The 11,977-nt window shown below is 56.1% G+C and carries 14 protein-coding genes; 7 read left to right on the top strand and 7 right to left on the bottom strand.

Annotated features, from left to right (window positions below; translation table 11 throughout):
* Positions 1-130: 130 nt before the first annotated feature.
* The 4 genes from AC4IHP_RS18720 (at position 131) to AC4IHP_RS18705 (ending at position 2,644) form a co-directional block, all read left to right on the top strand.
* On the top strand, positions 131-952 hold the full coding sequence (locus AC4IHP_RS18720; RefSeq protein WP_490832422.1) for an NAD(P)-dependent oxidoreductase: 822 nt from the start codon (positions 131-133) through the stop codon (positions 950-952).
* 34 nt (positions 953-986) lie between these two features.
* Positions 987-1,319, top strand: a complete 333-nt coding sequence (locus AC4IHP_RS18715; RefSeq protein ID WP_394501909.1) for a chorismate mutase — start codon at positions 987-989, stop codon at positions 1,317-1,319.
* A 46-nt stretch (positions 1,320-1,365) separates the two neighbouring features.
* A complete protein-coding gene (locus AC4IHP_RS18710; protein WP_490832421.1) occupies positions 1,366-2,019 on the top strand; it encodes a hypothetical protein in 654 nt (217 codons plus the stop codon).
* Between the two features lie 232 nt (positions 2,020-2,251).
* Positions 2,252-2,644 carry a RidA family protein gene (locus tag AC4IHP_RS18705; RefSeq protein WP_460118917.1) on the top strand — a complete coding sequence of 131 codons (393 nt, stop codon included), beginning with the start codon at positions 2,252-2,254 and terminating at the stop codon, positions 2,642-2,644.
* A gap of 36 nt (positions 2,645-2,680) precedes the next feature.
* Here AC4IHP_RS18705 and AC4IHP_RS18700 read toward each other — a convergent pair whose 3' ends face one another.
* The 6 genes from AC4IHP_RS18700 to pstS form a co-directional block, all read right to left on the bottom strand.
* On the bottom strand, positions 2,681-3,322 hold the full coding sequence (locus tag AC4IHP_RS18700) for a hypothetical protein (protein ID WP_460118915.1): 642 nt from the start codon (positions 3,320-3,322) through the stop codon (positions 2,681-2,683).
* Positions 3,319-4,020, bottom strand: coding sequence for a hypothetical protein (locus tag AC4IHP_RS18695; protein ID WP_460118913.1), 702 nt, complete (start codon positions 4,018-4,020; stop codon positions 3,319-3,321). The genes AC4IHP_RS18700 and AC4IHP_RS18695 overlap by 4 nt, the downstream gene beginning before the upstream one ends.
* 93 nt (positions 4,021-4,113) lie before the next feature.
* Complete coding sequence (gene pstB / locus AC4IHP_RS18690) at positions 4,114-4,875, bottom strand: phosphate ABC transporter ATP-binding protein PstB (protein ID WP_016774591.1); 762 nt, start codon at positions 4,873-4,875, stop codon at positions 4,114-4,116.
* A gap of 75 nt (positions 4,876-4,950) precedes the next feature.
* Entirely contained in the window at positions 4,951-5,862 is a 912-nt protein-coding gene (gene pstA, locus AC4IHP_RS18685) for a phosphate ABC transporter permease PstA (RefSeq protein ID WP_490832420.1), read from the bottom strand.
* The gene (pstC, locus tag AC4IHP_RS18680; RefSeq protein WP_024012838.1) at positions 5,862-6,827 is read right to left on the bottom strand and encodes a phosphate ABC transporter permease subunit PstC; all 966 of its coding nucleotides are present in this window, start codon (positions 6,825-6,827) and stop codon (positions 5,862-5,864) included. Before pstC ends, pstA begins: the two co-directional genes overlap by 1 nt.
* Positions 6,828-6,902: 75 nt before the next feature.
* On the bottom strand, positions 6,903-7,934 hold the full coding sequence (gene pstS / locus AC4IHP_RS18675; RefSeq protein WP_051600442.1) for a phosphate ABC transporter substrate-binding protein PstS: 1,032 nt from the start codon (positions 7,932-7,934) through the stop codon (positions 6,903-6,905).
* Between the two features lie 355 nt (positions 7,935-8,289).
* Here pstS and AC4IHP_RS18670 point away from each other — a divergent pair, with 355 nt between their 5' ends.
* Both AC4IHP_RS18670 and AC4IHP_RS18665 read left to right on the top strand, forming a co-directional pair.
* Positions 8,290-9,729: an ATPase domain-containing protein gene (locus AC4IHP_RS18670; RefSeq protein ID WP_460125349.1), complete on the top strand. Its 1,440-nt coding sequence runs from the start codon at positions 8,290-8,292 to the stop codon at positions 9,727-9,729.
* Between the two features lie 23 nt (positions 9,730-9,752).
* Positions 9,753-10,112 carry a response regulator gene (locus AC4IHP_RS18665; protein WP_064361715.1) on the top strand — a complete coding sequence of 120 codons (360 nt, stop codon included), beginning with the start codon at positions 9,753-9,755 and terminating at the stop codon, positions 10,110-10,112.
* On the opposite strand, the gene AC4IHP_RS18660 is transcribed toward AC4IHP_RS18665, so the two are convergent.
* A complete protein-coding gene (locus AC4IHP_RS18660; protein WP_490832419.1) occupies positions 10,107-11,063 on the bottom strand; it encodes a fimbrial protein in 957 nt (318 codons plus the stop codon). The two genes, AC4IHP_RS18665 and AC4IHP_RS18660, sit on opposite strands and share 6 nt — an antisense overlap.
* A gap of 325 nt (positions 11,064-11,388) precedes the next feature.
* Between AC4IHP_RS18660 and AC4IHP_RS18655 the strand changes: the two genes are divergently transcribed.
* Positions 11,389-11,970, top strand: coding sequence for a hypothetical protein (locus tag AC4IHP_RS18655; protein ID WP_490832418.1), 582 nt, complete (start codon positions 11,389-11,391; stop codon positions 11,968-11,970).
* Positions 11,971-11,977: the final 7 nt, after the last annotated feature.

Below are 11,977 nucleotides of genomic sequence, written 5' to 3'. Positions count from 1 at the left end.
AATGAACAGTGAGAGTGCAGCAATGGCAGTGCCGTAGCAATCCCGTGCCCGACATACTTGTCTGCATTCACCGTCGTCGAATACAAACCGGAGACTGCAAATGAAGATTGGTTTTATCGGAGTGGGAAGCATGGGCAGAGCGATCATTCCACTGCTCGTCCGCGCTGGCCATCACGTCTCGGCATGGAACCGCAGTCACGCGGCGTTCAAGGATCTCGAAGGCATCAGCGTTATCGAAACGCCGGCCTCGGCGTTCCAGCAAGAGGTAGTCATCACTCTTCTGGCCGATGATGCCGCCGTCAGGCAAGTGCTGCTCTCCAGCGCTGTTCTGGAAACTGCAGACAAAGCTTGCGTGCATGTCGTGATGTCGACCTTGTCGCCTTCGCTGATGTTGGAGTTGCAGCGCGAACATGAAGCCGTCGGCATGCCATTGATCGCGGCGCCGGTCTTCGGCGTGCCCGCCGTGGCGGCCAAGGGCGAGTTGAATATCCTGGTGGCCGGATCGCAGGCTGCTGTCTCGACCGTCCAACCGCTGTTCGACCTGCTCGGGAAAAAAACCTGGTATCTGGGCGACCAACCTGAACGGGGCTGTATCGCGAAAATCGCCGGCAACATGATGATCACCCAAGCCATCCAGTCGCTGGGCGAAGCCAGCGGACTCGTTCAACGCCACGGACTGAGCCCTTCGATTTTCATCAAGCTCATGACCCAGACCCTGTTCGCCTGCCCCAGTTATCAGCGTTATGGACAGAACATCGTCAGCAGCAATTTTGAACCGGGTTTCAAACTGTCTCTTGGTCTCAAGGATATGAATCTTGCGATCGATGCGGGTCGTATCAAGGGGCTGGAATTGCAAGCGGCGGACGCCGTGCGATTGAAAATGACGTCGGCGGTAGCCAGGGGCGATGGCGACAAGGACTGGTCGGTTTTCGCTCAGCAGACGAATCATTGAGAAGCTCTTTCGAACACCTGCCACGAGGTCATTCATGGAAAACTCCGACATCGCGCGTCAACTCTCAACATTCAGGAAAACCATCGACAATATCGACGCCGCGCTCATCCACCTGCTCGCGGAACGGTTTCGCTGTACCGATGAGGTCGGATTGCTCAAAGCCCGATATCAGTTGCCTGCGGTAGACGAGGCCAGAGAGCAGCAGCAATACCAGCGTCTGGCAGCACTTGCTCAGGAGGCTGAGCTGGATACGGCCATCGTGCAGAGGCTGATGCAGTTGGTCATTGGCGAAGTGGTCGAGCGCCACAGGCAGATCGCCGCCAGGCATGCCCCGACACCCGCCAATAACCTTACCCCTCGGGCCTGACCCCGGCGCCACTTATCGAAGCAATCAGACAAACGAGCAGAACCGCATGAAATGGCCAACGATCGAGCAAATTCGCAGCTTTACCGATTTACCCTCTGGCTACAGTTGGGATTACCTGAAACGTGAGGAGATCAATGTCGCGACAGATTTTTTCCGGACATGGTTTCCCTCCATTTCGGTGGGGTTGGCAAGCCCGTTTCTGGACCAGCAGTTCTACGCAGACAACGTGGTGCTCGAAGACGATCCGGATCGAGGCATATTCGCTACCGTCGTCCGCCAGAACGATGAGATTGTCGCTATCGCCACGTGGGAAAAAATTGACGGTGCTGACGTTATTTTCGGGCGGGTCGGCGCGGTAGCCAAACCGCACAGACAAGCCAGACTGGCCGTTGCGGCCCAGGACCTGGGAGAAAAAATCGGCACGTTCATGGGCGCGGGGCTGATCTATGGCATGGCAACAACCCGCACGCCGTATATGCAACAAGCACTGGAGCAAGCCGGTTACAAAGCGGTAGGGATAATGCCTGGCTTGGACCGGGAAGAAACAGCACCTGGAATCGTGCGCAGGGTTTACGAAGTCATCTACGTAAAACGGCTCGCACCACACGCCGACTTTCTCATTCCTGCCGGTCATAACCTTACCCCTACAGTCGCGCGACTTTACGCAGATATATTTCAAGGTGATGACGACACGAACTGACGAGCCAGCCTAGCAGCGAACCAACCATCGAAATGCTTCTGATCAGTAACGCTACCGGCTCGCGCCTTTTGCATCGATCGAGGTAGCCACATTAGGTAATGAGTTCAAAAAGACTCAGCAGCGGCTAAAAGCATCTGTCGTGTTGATTGATAGATGACAAGTGAACTGAGTGGACGCCGCTCTGGCCCCTGAGTTAGCTTTCGTAACCGTTCTAACTTGGGGCTGCGCAATCATGACTGATCGTCTGATAATTGTTCCAGATGGCATGAGATTGATCTACGAGCGTGCTGGTTATGCACCAGCAGTAAAGGTAGGAAAAACTCTCTACTGCGCGGGTCAGGTAGGCAGGACGCCGGAATTATCCGTCATTGAAGAACCTGAGCAGCAGTTTTTAGCAGCATGGGACAATCTCCGGGTCGTCTTGGAGGCAGGTGGCTGTAAATTTGAAGATGTCGTGGAAATGACGACTTATCACGTCGATATGCACCGCCACATGCCAATTTTCAGACGTGTGAAGGATAAAGTCTTTCCGAGAAGCACTTGCACGTGGACCTGCATTGGTGTCAGTGAGTTAGCTCGACCTGGCCTTCTCGTGGAGATCAAATGCGTCGCCGTAGAGCGATAACAAGCGCTGCTGTCCAGATAGCCAATGCGTACTCGCTCAGCCAAGCGACTCAAAGACAACCTCCGCACGCTGTTGCACCGGCGCCTGAGGTCTGCGCATTTGCTGCCAAGCGAGCTGCGCCTGGACCTTGGCCACCGAATCCAGCACTTTCTGCGCCCAGCGATCATCCTCGGGATGCACCACGACTACCCGGAAGCCATGATCCTTGCCTTCAATCTGCACACCCTCCGAATCATCGACATGCAAGTCGATGTCGAATGCTGGCGGATACTTGGAAGGCGCATTCGACATCCCGTGCGCCGTCAGGGCACGGTTGTGCAGCACGCTGTTGACCACGCCGTCGACGCGGATACCGTACAGCGCCAACCAGCGCCTGATATAGGACGGCGTACGCCCGGATGAGGTGTAGACCCAGACACTGCAATCCTGGCGACGTAGCTCTCGGATCAGCGATCGTGTGCCCATCCGCAACGGCTCACCCAACCAGCGATGGATACAGGCCGGTAGTCGACTGCTCTCGACTGCGCAGTGGTGGAGCTGGCAAGCGAGCGTGTCATCGATATCGAACGAAATCCGTATACGCTGACGTTCGAACAACTGCGGCAAAGCGCAGCGGATAGCCTGTCCTGCCCGGCTGCCGAAGGTTTTCAATCTGGCAAATGCTGGAGCCCAGCTCATCGATGGCCACCCTGAGAGACAGGCAAAGGCTTGCCTTTGAGAAAGAACTTCATTGGATCGGGCGCCTGATCTTCTAAAAATGCTGCATATTTTTTCTTGATCTTGGGCAATTCGTACAACGCCTTGACGCCATGCTTGGCGGAGTTGCGGATGACCGAGGACGGGTTGAAATAGCCCTCGGCGTTTTCCAGGGTCAACACGAATGGAGGCAGCCCTGCCCGCATGAGCAAGTAGCTGACAATCAGCGAGCCACTGCGGTTATTGCCTTCAATAAACAGCTGCGGCTTGCTCAGAATGCGCACATAGACACCCGCTGCACGCTTCCAGACTGACTCACTGCGATACGCGCAATACCAGTTGTACAAGTCCTTGATGCCGCCCTCGACGTTGTTGAAGAAATGCGCCTCGGTGGCTGCCAGATGCTGGGCGTATTCCAGCCGGCGCGCCGGATCCCGGCCACAAAGCACCGTGGCATTGATCTCCAGCATCAGGTTCACTTGCTGCAGATCGAACAGGTCAACGCCGCGGGCAACATATTCGTCAACCAACGCATAGCCTTCAAGCACGTTGTGCAGCACTTCATCAGTCAACGGGTCTCGGGCCTCGGTGAAGTGTCGGCTGAGCTCGGCGAAACGGCTCTGCACTTCCCGCAGTGCACGTTCAATCGCAGGCAAATCAAGACGATGCTTGGCAGGCATTGGAGCTCCTTGGAAACGCTTGGTAAATGTCCACCGGTGCCCGCCAAATCCATTTGGCTCGTGCAGGTAGGCGGCCGTGACCGGTGCTGTGACTTAGCTGAACTTGCCGCTGATGTAATCGCCGGTCATCTGTTCACGCGGGTTGTCGAAGATCTGCGCCGTCGGGCCCATCTCGACCAGATAGCCGGTGCGTGTGCCCTGGGAAATATCCACCGAGAAAAACGCCGTGGTGTCAGCAACACGGATGGCTTGCTGCATGTTGTGGGTCACCAGTGCGATGGTGTAGTCCTTCTTCAACTCGACCATCAATTCTTCGACGCGTCGGGTGGCGATCGGGTCCAGTGCCGAACAAGGCTCATCCAGCAGCAGGACTTCCGGCTCAGTGGCGATTGCCCGGGCGATACACAGGCGTTGTTGCTGGCCACCGGAGAGCGACAGGCCGCTGACCTTGAGCTTGTCCTTGACTTCGTCCCACAGCGCGGCGCCTTGCAGCGCATGCTTGACGCGGTCGCCGATATCGCCCTTGTAGCGATTGAGGCGAAGACCAAACGCCACGTTGTCGAAGATGCTCATCGAGAACGGGTTGGGCTGTTGAAACACCATGCCGATGTAGCGGCGTACGACCACCGGATCGACACCCTTGCCGTAGACGTCCTGCCCGAGGAAATGCACATGGCCCTCGAAACGAAAGCCCTTCACCAGATCGTTCATTCGGTTGAGACTGCGCAGCACGGTGCTTTTGCCGCAACCTGAGGGACCGATGAATCCGGTGATCTTGTTTTTCTCGATGGGCACGTGACTGTCACGTACTGCCATGAAGTTGCCGTAGAAAATCTTGTCCAGTTTGCAGTCCATGACTACAGGCGCCTGGGTGACAAACGGAGCGGCTATTTGCGCAGTGGATACGTTCAAAATCAGATGCTCCCGTTCTTAATACTTGGGCTTGCCGAAAATCCGGCTGATGATGTTCACGAACAGCACGATCATCACCAGCACCAACGAGGCCGCCCATGCGAGCTCGAGCTGGTTATCGAATGGCATGCCGGAGAAGTTGTAGATCAGCACCGCCAGCGAGGCAGTCGGGTTCATGACGTCGAGATTGCCCTGGTGGTAGATCCAGTAGTTGCTGAAGAGCGCGGTAAACAACAACGGTGCCGTCTCGCCTGCGGCACGCGCCACGGCGAGCATCACGCCAGTCAGGATCGCCGGCATGCCGGTCGGCAAGATGATTTTCCAGATGACCTGCGAGCGCGTGCAGCCCATGCCATAAGCAGCATCTTTCATGACCTTGGGCACCATCCGCATCGACTCTTCGGCGGTCAGCACCACGATAGGCAGCATCAGGACGGCGAGCGCCACGCCACCTGCCGGTGCCGAATAGGTGCCGGTGGTCATTACTACCAAAGCGTAGGCAAACACCCCCGCCAGGATCGACGGCAGGCCCGTGAGCATCTTGGCGGCAAAACGCGCGGCGTTGCCCAGCTTGCTGTCCGGCCCCAGTTCAGCCAGGAAAATGGCCGCCATGATCCCGACCGGCACCGCGATCGCCGCCGCGATACCGACCATTACGAAAGTACCTGCCATCGCATTGCCGAAACCGCCGCCCATCTCGAAGCCAGTCGGCGGCAGTTCGGTAAAGACTTCCAGGTTCAGGCGCGCGCCACCACGAGTGATCAGCATGTAGAGCACGGAAATCAGCGGCACGCTGGCCAGCAAAGCACCTGCCCAGACCAGGGTGGTCAGGATCAGGCTACGCAGCGCGCGGCCTTCGAACCTGCGTTGCAAGCTGGGCATCGCACCGGTTGGCGCCGTCAGGTCTGTTGCTGCGGTCAGATCAGTCATCACTTGTTACCCCGTTGGGCGTACATCATGATCATCGAGCCGAAAATGTTCACGATCAGCGTAATCAACATCAGCACGAGGGCGGCATACATCAACACCTCGATCTCGTTCGGCCCGGCTTCGGGGAAGTTCAGCGCCAGCAGAGCGGCAAGCGTGTTGGCCGGTGCGAACAGTGAGAGGGAAATGTTGTTGGCATTGCCGACCAGCATGGCCAGCGCCATCGTTTCACCCAGCGCGCGCCCCAGGCCCAGCACCAGCGAGCCGAAAATGCCGGTGGCAGCCGAAGGCACCATCACTTTGAGAATCGCTTCCCAATGGGTAGTGCCCATGCCGTACGCGGCCTGTTTGGTTTTCATCGGCACAGCCGTCAGCGCGTCCTGCGACACGGCGGCAATGGTCGGCAGAATCATGATCGCCAGTACCAGCGCTGCGGGCAGCAAGCCTGGGCCGCTCAGGGACGTGCCGAAAAAGGGTATCCAGCCCAGTTCGCTGTTCAACCAGGTCGTCAGCGGCCGAATCGCCGGGATCACCACATAGATCCCCCACAGGCCATAGACCACGCTGGGAATGGCCGCGAGCAGTTCGACGATGGTACGAAACAGCGCAGCGAGCTTGGTCGGCAGGAAATCCTGGGTCAGGAAAATCGCCATGCTCACGCCAAAAACACCGGCGATCAGCAACGCGATGAAGGCGCTGTAGAGCGTGCCCCAGATCGCCGGCAGGATGCCGTATTTGCCTTGGTTGACGTCCCACACGCTGCCCAAAAGGACATCGAAGCCGTGCTTCTCCATACCGGGAAGCGCCTTGCGTCCGACTTCGAACACCAGTGCAAATACCAGCGCCAGAATCAGTACCACACCGATGCGCGCCAGCGCGCGAAAGGTGCGATCAACCAGGAAATCCTTCGTCGAGGGTGGCTGGCAGGCAGAGTCGGGATTAACCGGTACGACAAAAGGTTTGTTCATGGGCTAAATCCGGAACAAGGGGGAAAACTCCCCCGGCGTGGCGCAGACGCACACGCCGAGAGAGACCTCACGGCGTTACTGAATGTTGGCGGACGCTTTGCGAACCTGTTCGACGACCGATTGCGGCAACGGGATGTAACCCATCGAATCGGCAATCTTCTGCCCCTCGGTCAGGCTGTATTCGACCATTTCACGCATGGCCTTGGCCTTGGCCGGGTTGCCATTGTCCTTGCGGAAAATCATCCAGGTATAAGAGGTGATCGGATAGGACTTGGCACCGTCCGGATCAGGCAGCCAGGCCACCAGGTTTTCCGGCATCTTCACCGCTGCCAGGGCCTCGGCACCGCTTTCGGCGTTTGGCACGACGTAATTGCCTGCCTTGTTCTGCAACTGGGCAAAGTCGACCTTGGCCAGCTTGGCGAAGCCATATTCGATGTAACCAATCGCTCCAGGGGTCTGGCGCACGGTCGCCGTTACGCCATCGTTTTTCGGCGACTTGATGAACTTGTCACTGGCCGGCCAGTTGACGGTGTTGCCCTCACCCAACGCCTGCTTGAACTCGGCGTTGACGGTTGCCAGATGCTTGGTGAATACCGCGGTCGTACCGCTGGAATCTGCACGCACGACAACGGTGATTGGCGTATCGGAGAGTTTCAGGTCCGGGTTGGCTGCGACGATCTGCGGATCGTTCCAGCGCGTGATCTTGCCCAGAAAAATGTTGGAGTAGACGTCGCGTGGCAGCTTCAGGCCCTTGGGATTGCCCGGCAGGTTATAGGCCAGCACGATTTCCCCGGCGGTCATTGGCAGCAACTGCACGCCTTCGGCGACCTTGGCGATATCCTCGTCTTTCATTGCCGAGTCACTGGCAGCGAAATCTACGGTTTTGTTCAAGAAGTCCTGTACGCCCGCGCCACTGCCCTTGGATTGGTAATCGACAGTGACGCCATCGGACTTCTTGCTGAAATCCTTGAACCAGGTCAGGTAGATCGGTGCCGGAAAACTTGCTCCGGACCCCGTCAGGCGAACATTTTCTGCTGCAAAGGAGGCCGAGGTGGCACAAAGAGATACCGCAATGGCGAGCGCAGCAGACTTCATTAAACTTTTCATTAAATGACACCTAGTGATTACGGGCTCCCGAACTCTGCAGCAGTTTTGTGACGATTTCATGAAAGCAAAGTGGCAAACGGTTCGCTCATGCGCCCGCCGCAGCAGCGCAAATGGGTGTAATGGATGCAAACAACAAAGCCCTGATTACTCGGGGCTTTGGCGTTTCCGGGATCCTGGTAATCGAATCTTCCTGTGCGGGGGTTGTCCCTATGCCCTGATCCCGAGCAGTGACGCGCCAGGTTCACATTGCAAAAACGCTACTTTTCCCCAGCCTTTATGGCCCTCAACCGGAAATGGCGTTAGCATTTCACTCATTCGGCTGAACTAGCCTGTTTATTCAGATCAGGGTCGCATTGTGGAAAAGCTAAAACGCCTTCAAAGCGGGATCGAAGGGCTCGACGCGCTGCTTCAGGGGGGCTTTGTCGCCGGCGCTTCGTACATCATTCAAGGCCGCCCGGGTTCCGGCAAAACCATCCTTGCCAACCAGCTAGGGTTTCACCATGCCCGTAATGGCGGCCGTGTGCTGGTCGCCACGTTGCTGGCCGAGTCCCACGACCGGCTGTTCCAGTTCCTGTCGACCATGAGTTTTTTCGACGCTTCGCGAGTCGGCGCGGAAATTCAGTTTGTCAGCGCATTCGATACGCTGGAAAACGAAGGCCTCGATGAAGTCGTGAAGCTGCTGCGACGCGAAATCACTCGGCAGAAGGCGACCGTCATGGTCGTCGACGGCCTGCTCAATGCACGCTCCAAAGCCGACTCGCCGATCGACACGAAAAAATTCATTTCCGAACTCCAAGGCCATGCGGCGTTCGCTGGCTGCACCGTGCTGTTCCTGACCAGCTCGCGCCTGGACGACGGCAGCCCCGAGCACACGATGGTCGACGGCGTCATCGAAATGGGCGAAGAGCTCTTCGGCACTCGTTCGGTGCGCCGCATTCATTTGCGCAAGACCCGCGGCAGCAGCGCGCTGACCGGTCTTCACGAGTGCGAAATCACCGATAACGGCCTGGTCGTCTATCCGCGCCTCGAAAGCCTCTACAAGCGCCCTTCCGCCCCTGACAGCGCGGACATGACGCGCATTCCAAGCGGCATTGCTTCTCTTGACGAGATCTTCGGTGGCGGCTTGCACAGCTCCAGCGTCACGCTGGTCATGGGGCCTTCCGGGATCGGCAAGACCACGCTGGGTCTGAAGTTTCTGGCGCAATCAACAACGCAAGAGCCGGGCCTGCATTTCGGTTTTTATGAAAGCCCGCAGCGGCTGCGCCTGAAAGGCCATTCGCTGGGCATCGATATTGAACACATGGAACACAGCGGTGCATTGAGCATTGCCTGGCAGCCAACAACGGAGGGTTTGCTCGACGGCCTCGGCGCGCGCCTGTTGAGCCTGGTCGATGAGAAAGGCATCAAGCGCCTGTTCATCGATAGCCTGAGCGGCATGACGCGGGTTTCAACCACCCCGGAACGCATCACCGACTTTTTCAGTGCGCTGATGAATGAACTGCGCTCCAGAGGCGTGACGGTGTTTGCCTCTTGGGAAATGCGCGATTTGTTCGGCTCCGAGGTCAGCGCACCGAACTCTGACCTGTCCAGTATTGTCGACAACCTGATCCTCATGCGTTTCTTTGAGAATCACGCTGAACTTCGCAGGACGCTTTCCATTCTTAAGGTACGTGATAGCTCCTACAACCCGTCGCGGTTCGAGGTGGTTGTCCGTGATCAAGATGTGTTCCTGGAAAAGGCTTTGAAAAATGAACCTTCAGTCACAGCTGAGTCATTGCCTGGTTCAATTTCGTAAGTCTGCAAGCGGGTTGAAATAACATGACCACCATCCTGGTAGTCGACGACGAGTATCTGATTGCTGACATTCTTGGCTTTGCGCTTGAGGATGAGGGCTTCATGACCGTGACCGCGAGCAACGGCAAAAAAGCTCTCGAGGTGCTGGAAAGAGAACGTCCGGCCCTGGTTATTACTGACTTCATGATGCCGGTCATGGACGGCCTCGAATTCGCCGAAGCCGTGCGTGCCCAGCCGTCCGTCAAACATCTGCCGATCATCCTGATGAGTGGCGCGCAGGCGCATATCGGCATGCAGCGCTCGGATCTTTTTGATGTCGTGGTGCCCAAGCCTTTTGATATTGCGGTGATTGTGGCTGAGGTGAAGAAGCTGTTGGGCTCATAGATACTCGACCACAAAGGCAATTTCGGCATTGGCATCGCCCGCTCTCATTTGCGCATTGGAAGGTTCAATGCGCACGAAACGAGCTTGCAAGGAAACGGATGCATTACCGCCGCTCGATGTTGGCGCTTTCATTATGTAATTCTGGTTCAGCTTGAGTATCGTTCTGTCACTGAAGCGCATTTGCAATGCCAGCCCTTTGGCAGTCGAGTTACTGTTGAGGTGTACCACGCCGGTATCAGCACTCCATGCAGGGCTGCCCGCAGTGGGCGAAAAGGAGTACCTGAAGTTATTGATTCCAGGAGGACAGTTTTTCATATCAAGAAAGAAGTATTTCTCCTTGGCATAGTCACCGTTCTGCAAAAAATCGCTCATGGTGTAGCTACCCATATCCACTTTCACATCAGGTGTTTCACAAGACTGCGAGACGATTCGCGTGCCGCTGGTATTCATTGCCAAAGGCTCGATTTCAGCAGCGACAAATGTCCCCAGTTGGCCTGAAGGTATCGTCGCACTGCCGGAAATAGTGCCCGTCTTTACAAAACGCAAGATGTGCTCAGAACCATTCCAACCCCAACCACCAGCAGTGTCGGTAGTTCCTGGAAAGCCCTTCCACGCTTTCCCCGATGGCGGTCGGACCCATTGCCAGCCGATTCCGGTATTCCCGATAGGAAAAATCTCCGCGCCCGGCTGAGTAACGCCGACATTATTGCGTACACCTTCATTGTGCACTGCGGAGCACCTGAACGAACTGGGAATGGAACCCAGCGTTACGATAGGGCTTTCATAAATAACCGTGCCATTCGGCGCGTCACGTGGTACCGAGAGAGTGGCCGGCAGGATAACCTGCATATTGCCCATGGAATTGTCCGGATAAAATTCGCAGATCGCCGCCATTGCGTTTGACGACAGTATATACAAGAGCCCGACAATTAATACACGGCATAACTTCATAACACTCTCTCTGACTCTACCTAGCGTGCAAACAACTGAATGGCTGACGTAGCCACACCTATTTAATTGGCAGGAATATCACCACGACCGGAACGAGAAGATAATAAAAAAAGAACACTTGAGCAAAAATTTATTTATTCAATAACAAGACAATTCTCATAGATTAATAATTACCCTGCCAAACCTGAAAAGTCTACAAACAGAAACGCTGTTTAGTATCACACTTTCGCAGCGCAAATAACTAAAGCCCAATTTAAGACTCGTCTTAAAGGCACAGTGACACTCGGCCATTACACTGACTGTTCTTGATAGGAGAACCGATTCCGTGAGAGCCCTCGATACCCTCAATAGCGCAAAACCCCACAGCAACGCCGCCCTCTACTGCCTGACGATTCTGGCACTGGCGCTGATCGCCATGACTGTCGTCGCCGGTTATGAGCTCAACAATCTGTTTCCACTGAAGGCTGTGGTGCAACAACAGGAGGCCCAACTCACCCAACGCGCCGATGCAATCCAGTCGATGAGCGCAGAACTGAAGCGCCTGGCAGAACAAAAACAGGCATTGGAAACCGACCTGCTTAGCGCCAAGGAACAGGCGAAGGCTGCCGAGACCGCTAAAGCCGAGCTTGAAAACCGTCAACACGCAGCCCAAACCAGCGCCGCGTTAGAGGATGAAGATTCACTGTGCGCAATCATCGAGCAAAATATTCGACTCGTCGCGGACCAGCTCAGTCGCGACGATTTCTTCCGCTTACGCGATGAGCGTGAGGCTGAAGCCGAAGCGGTGCTCGAAAGCTATGAAAGACAACTCGCCACCTGTATTGAACAGCTGATAGCACAAACCGCATCGCCAGCTCAAAATGATGAACCGGATGCGCAAGACCTCACTTCACCGATCAAGCACTGATTAAAAA

The organism is Pseudomonas sp. UF-293 (assembly GCF_058245595.1).
This window is presented reverse-complemented; position numbering and strand designations above follow the sequence as displayed.

What these genes read in the sequence shown, in the direction of transcription:
- AC4IHP_RS18720 (WP_490832422.1), top strand. Translation starts at nt 131, where the DNA reads ATGGGCAGAGCGATCATTCCACTGCTCGTCCGCGCTGGCCATCACGTC.
- AC4IHP_RS18715 (WP_394501909.1), top strand. Translation starts at nt 987, where the DNA reads ATGGAAAACTCCGACATCGCGCGTCAACTCTCAACATTCAGGAAAACC.
- AC4IHP_RS18710 (WP_490832421.1), top strand. Translation starts at nt 1,366, where the DNA reads ATGAAATGGCCAACGATCGAGCAAATTCGCAGCTTTACCGATTTACCC.
- AC4IHP_RS18705 (WP_460118917.1), top strand. Translation starts at nt 2,252, where the DNA reads ATGACTGATCGTCTGATAATTGTTCCAGATGGCATGAGATTGATCTAC.
- AC4IHP_RS18700 (WP_460118915.1), bottom strand. Translation starts at nt 3,322, where the DNA reads ATGAGCTGGGCTCCAGCATTTGCCAGATTGAAAACCTTCGGCAGCCGG.
- AC4IHP_RS18695 (WP_460118913.1), bottom strand. Translation starts at nt 4,020, where the DNA reads ATGCCTGCCAAGCATCGTCTTGATTTGCCTGCGATTGAACGTGCACTG.
- pstB (WP_016774591.1), bottom strand. Translation starts at nt 4,875, where the DNA reads ATGGACTGCAAACTGGACAAGATTTTCTACGGCAACTTCATGGCAGTA.
- pstA (WP_490832420.1), bottom strand. Translation starts at nt 5,862, where the DNA reads ATGACTGATCTGACCGCAGCAACAGACCTGACGGCGCCAACCGGTGCG.
- pstC (WP_024012838.1), bottom strand. Translation starts at nt 6,827, where the DNA reads ATGAACAAACCTTTTGTCGTACCGGTTAATCCCGACTCTGCCTGCCAG.
- pstS (WP_051600442.1), bottom strand. Translation starts at nt 7,934, where the DNA reads ATGAAAAGTTTAATGAAGTCTGCTGCGCTCGCCATTGCGGTATCTCTT.
- AC4IHP_RS18665 (WP_064361715.1), top strand. Translation starts at nt 9,753, where the DNA reads ATGACCACCATCCTGGTAGTCGACGACGAGTATCTGATTGCTGACATT.
- AC4IHP_RS18660 (WP_490832419.1), bottom strand. Translation starts at nt 11,063, where the DNA reads ATGAAGTTATGCCGTGTATTAATTGTCGGGCTCTTGTATATACTGTCG.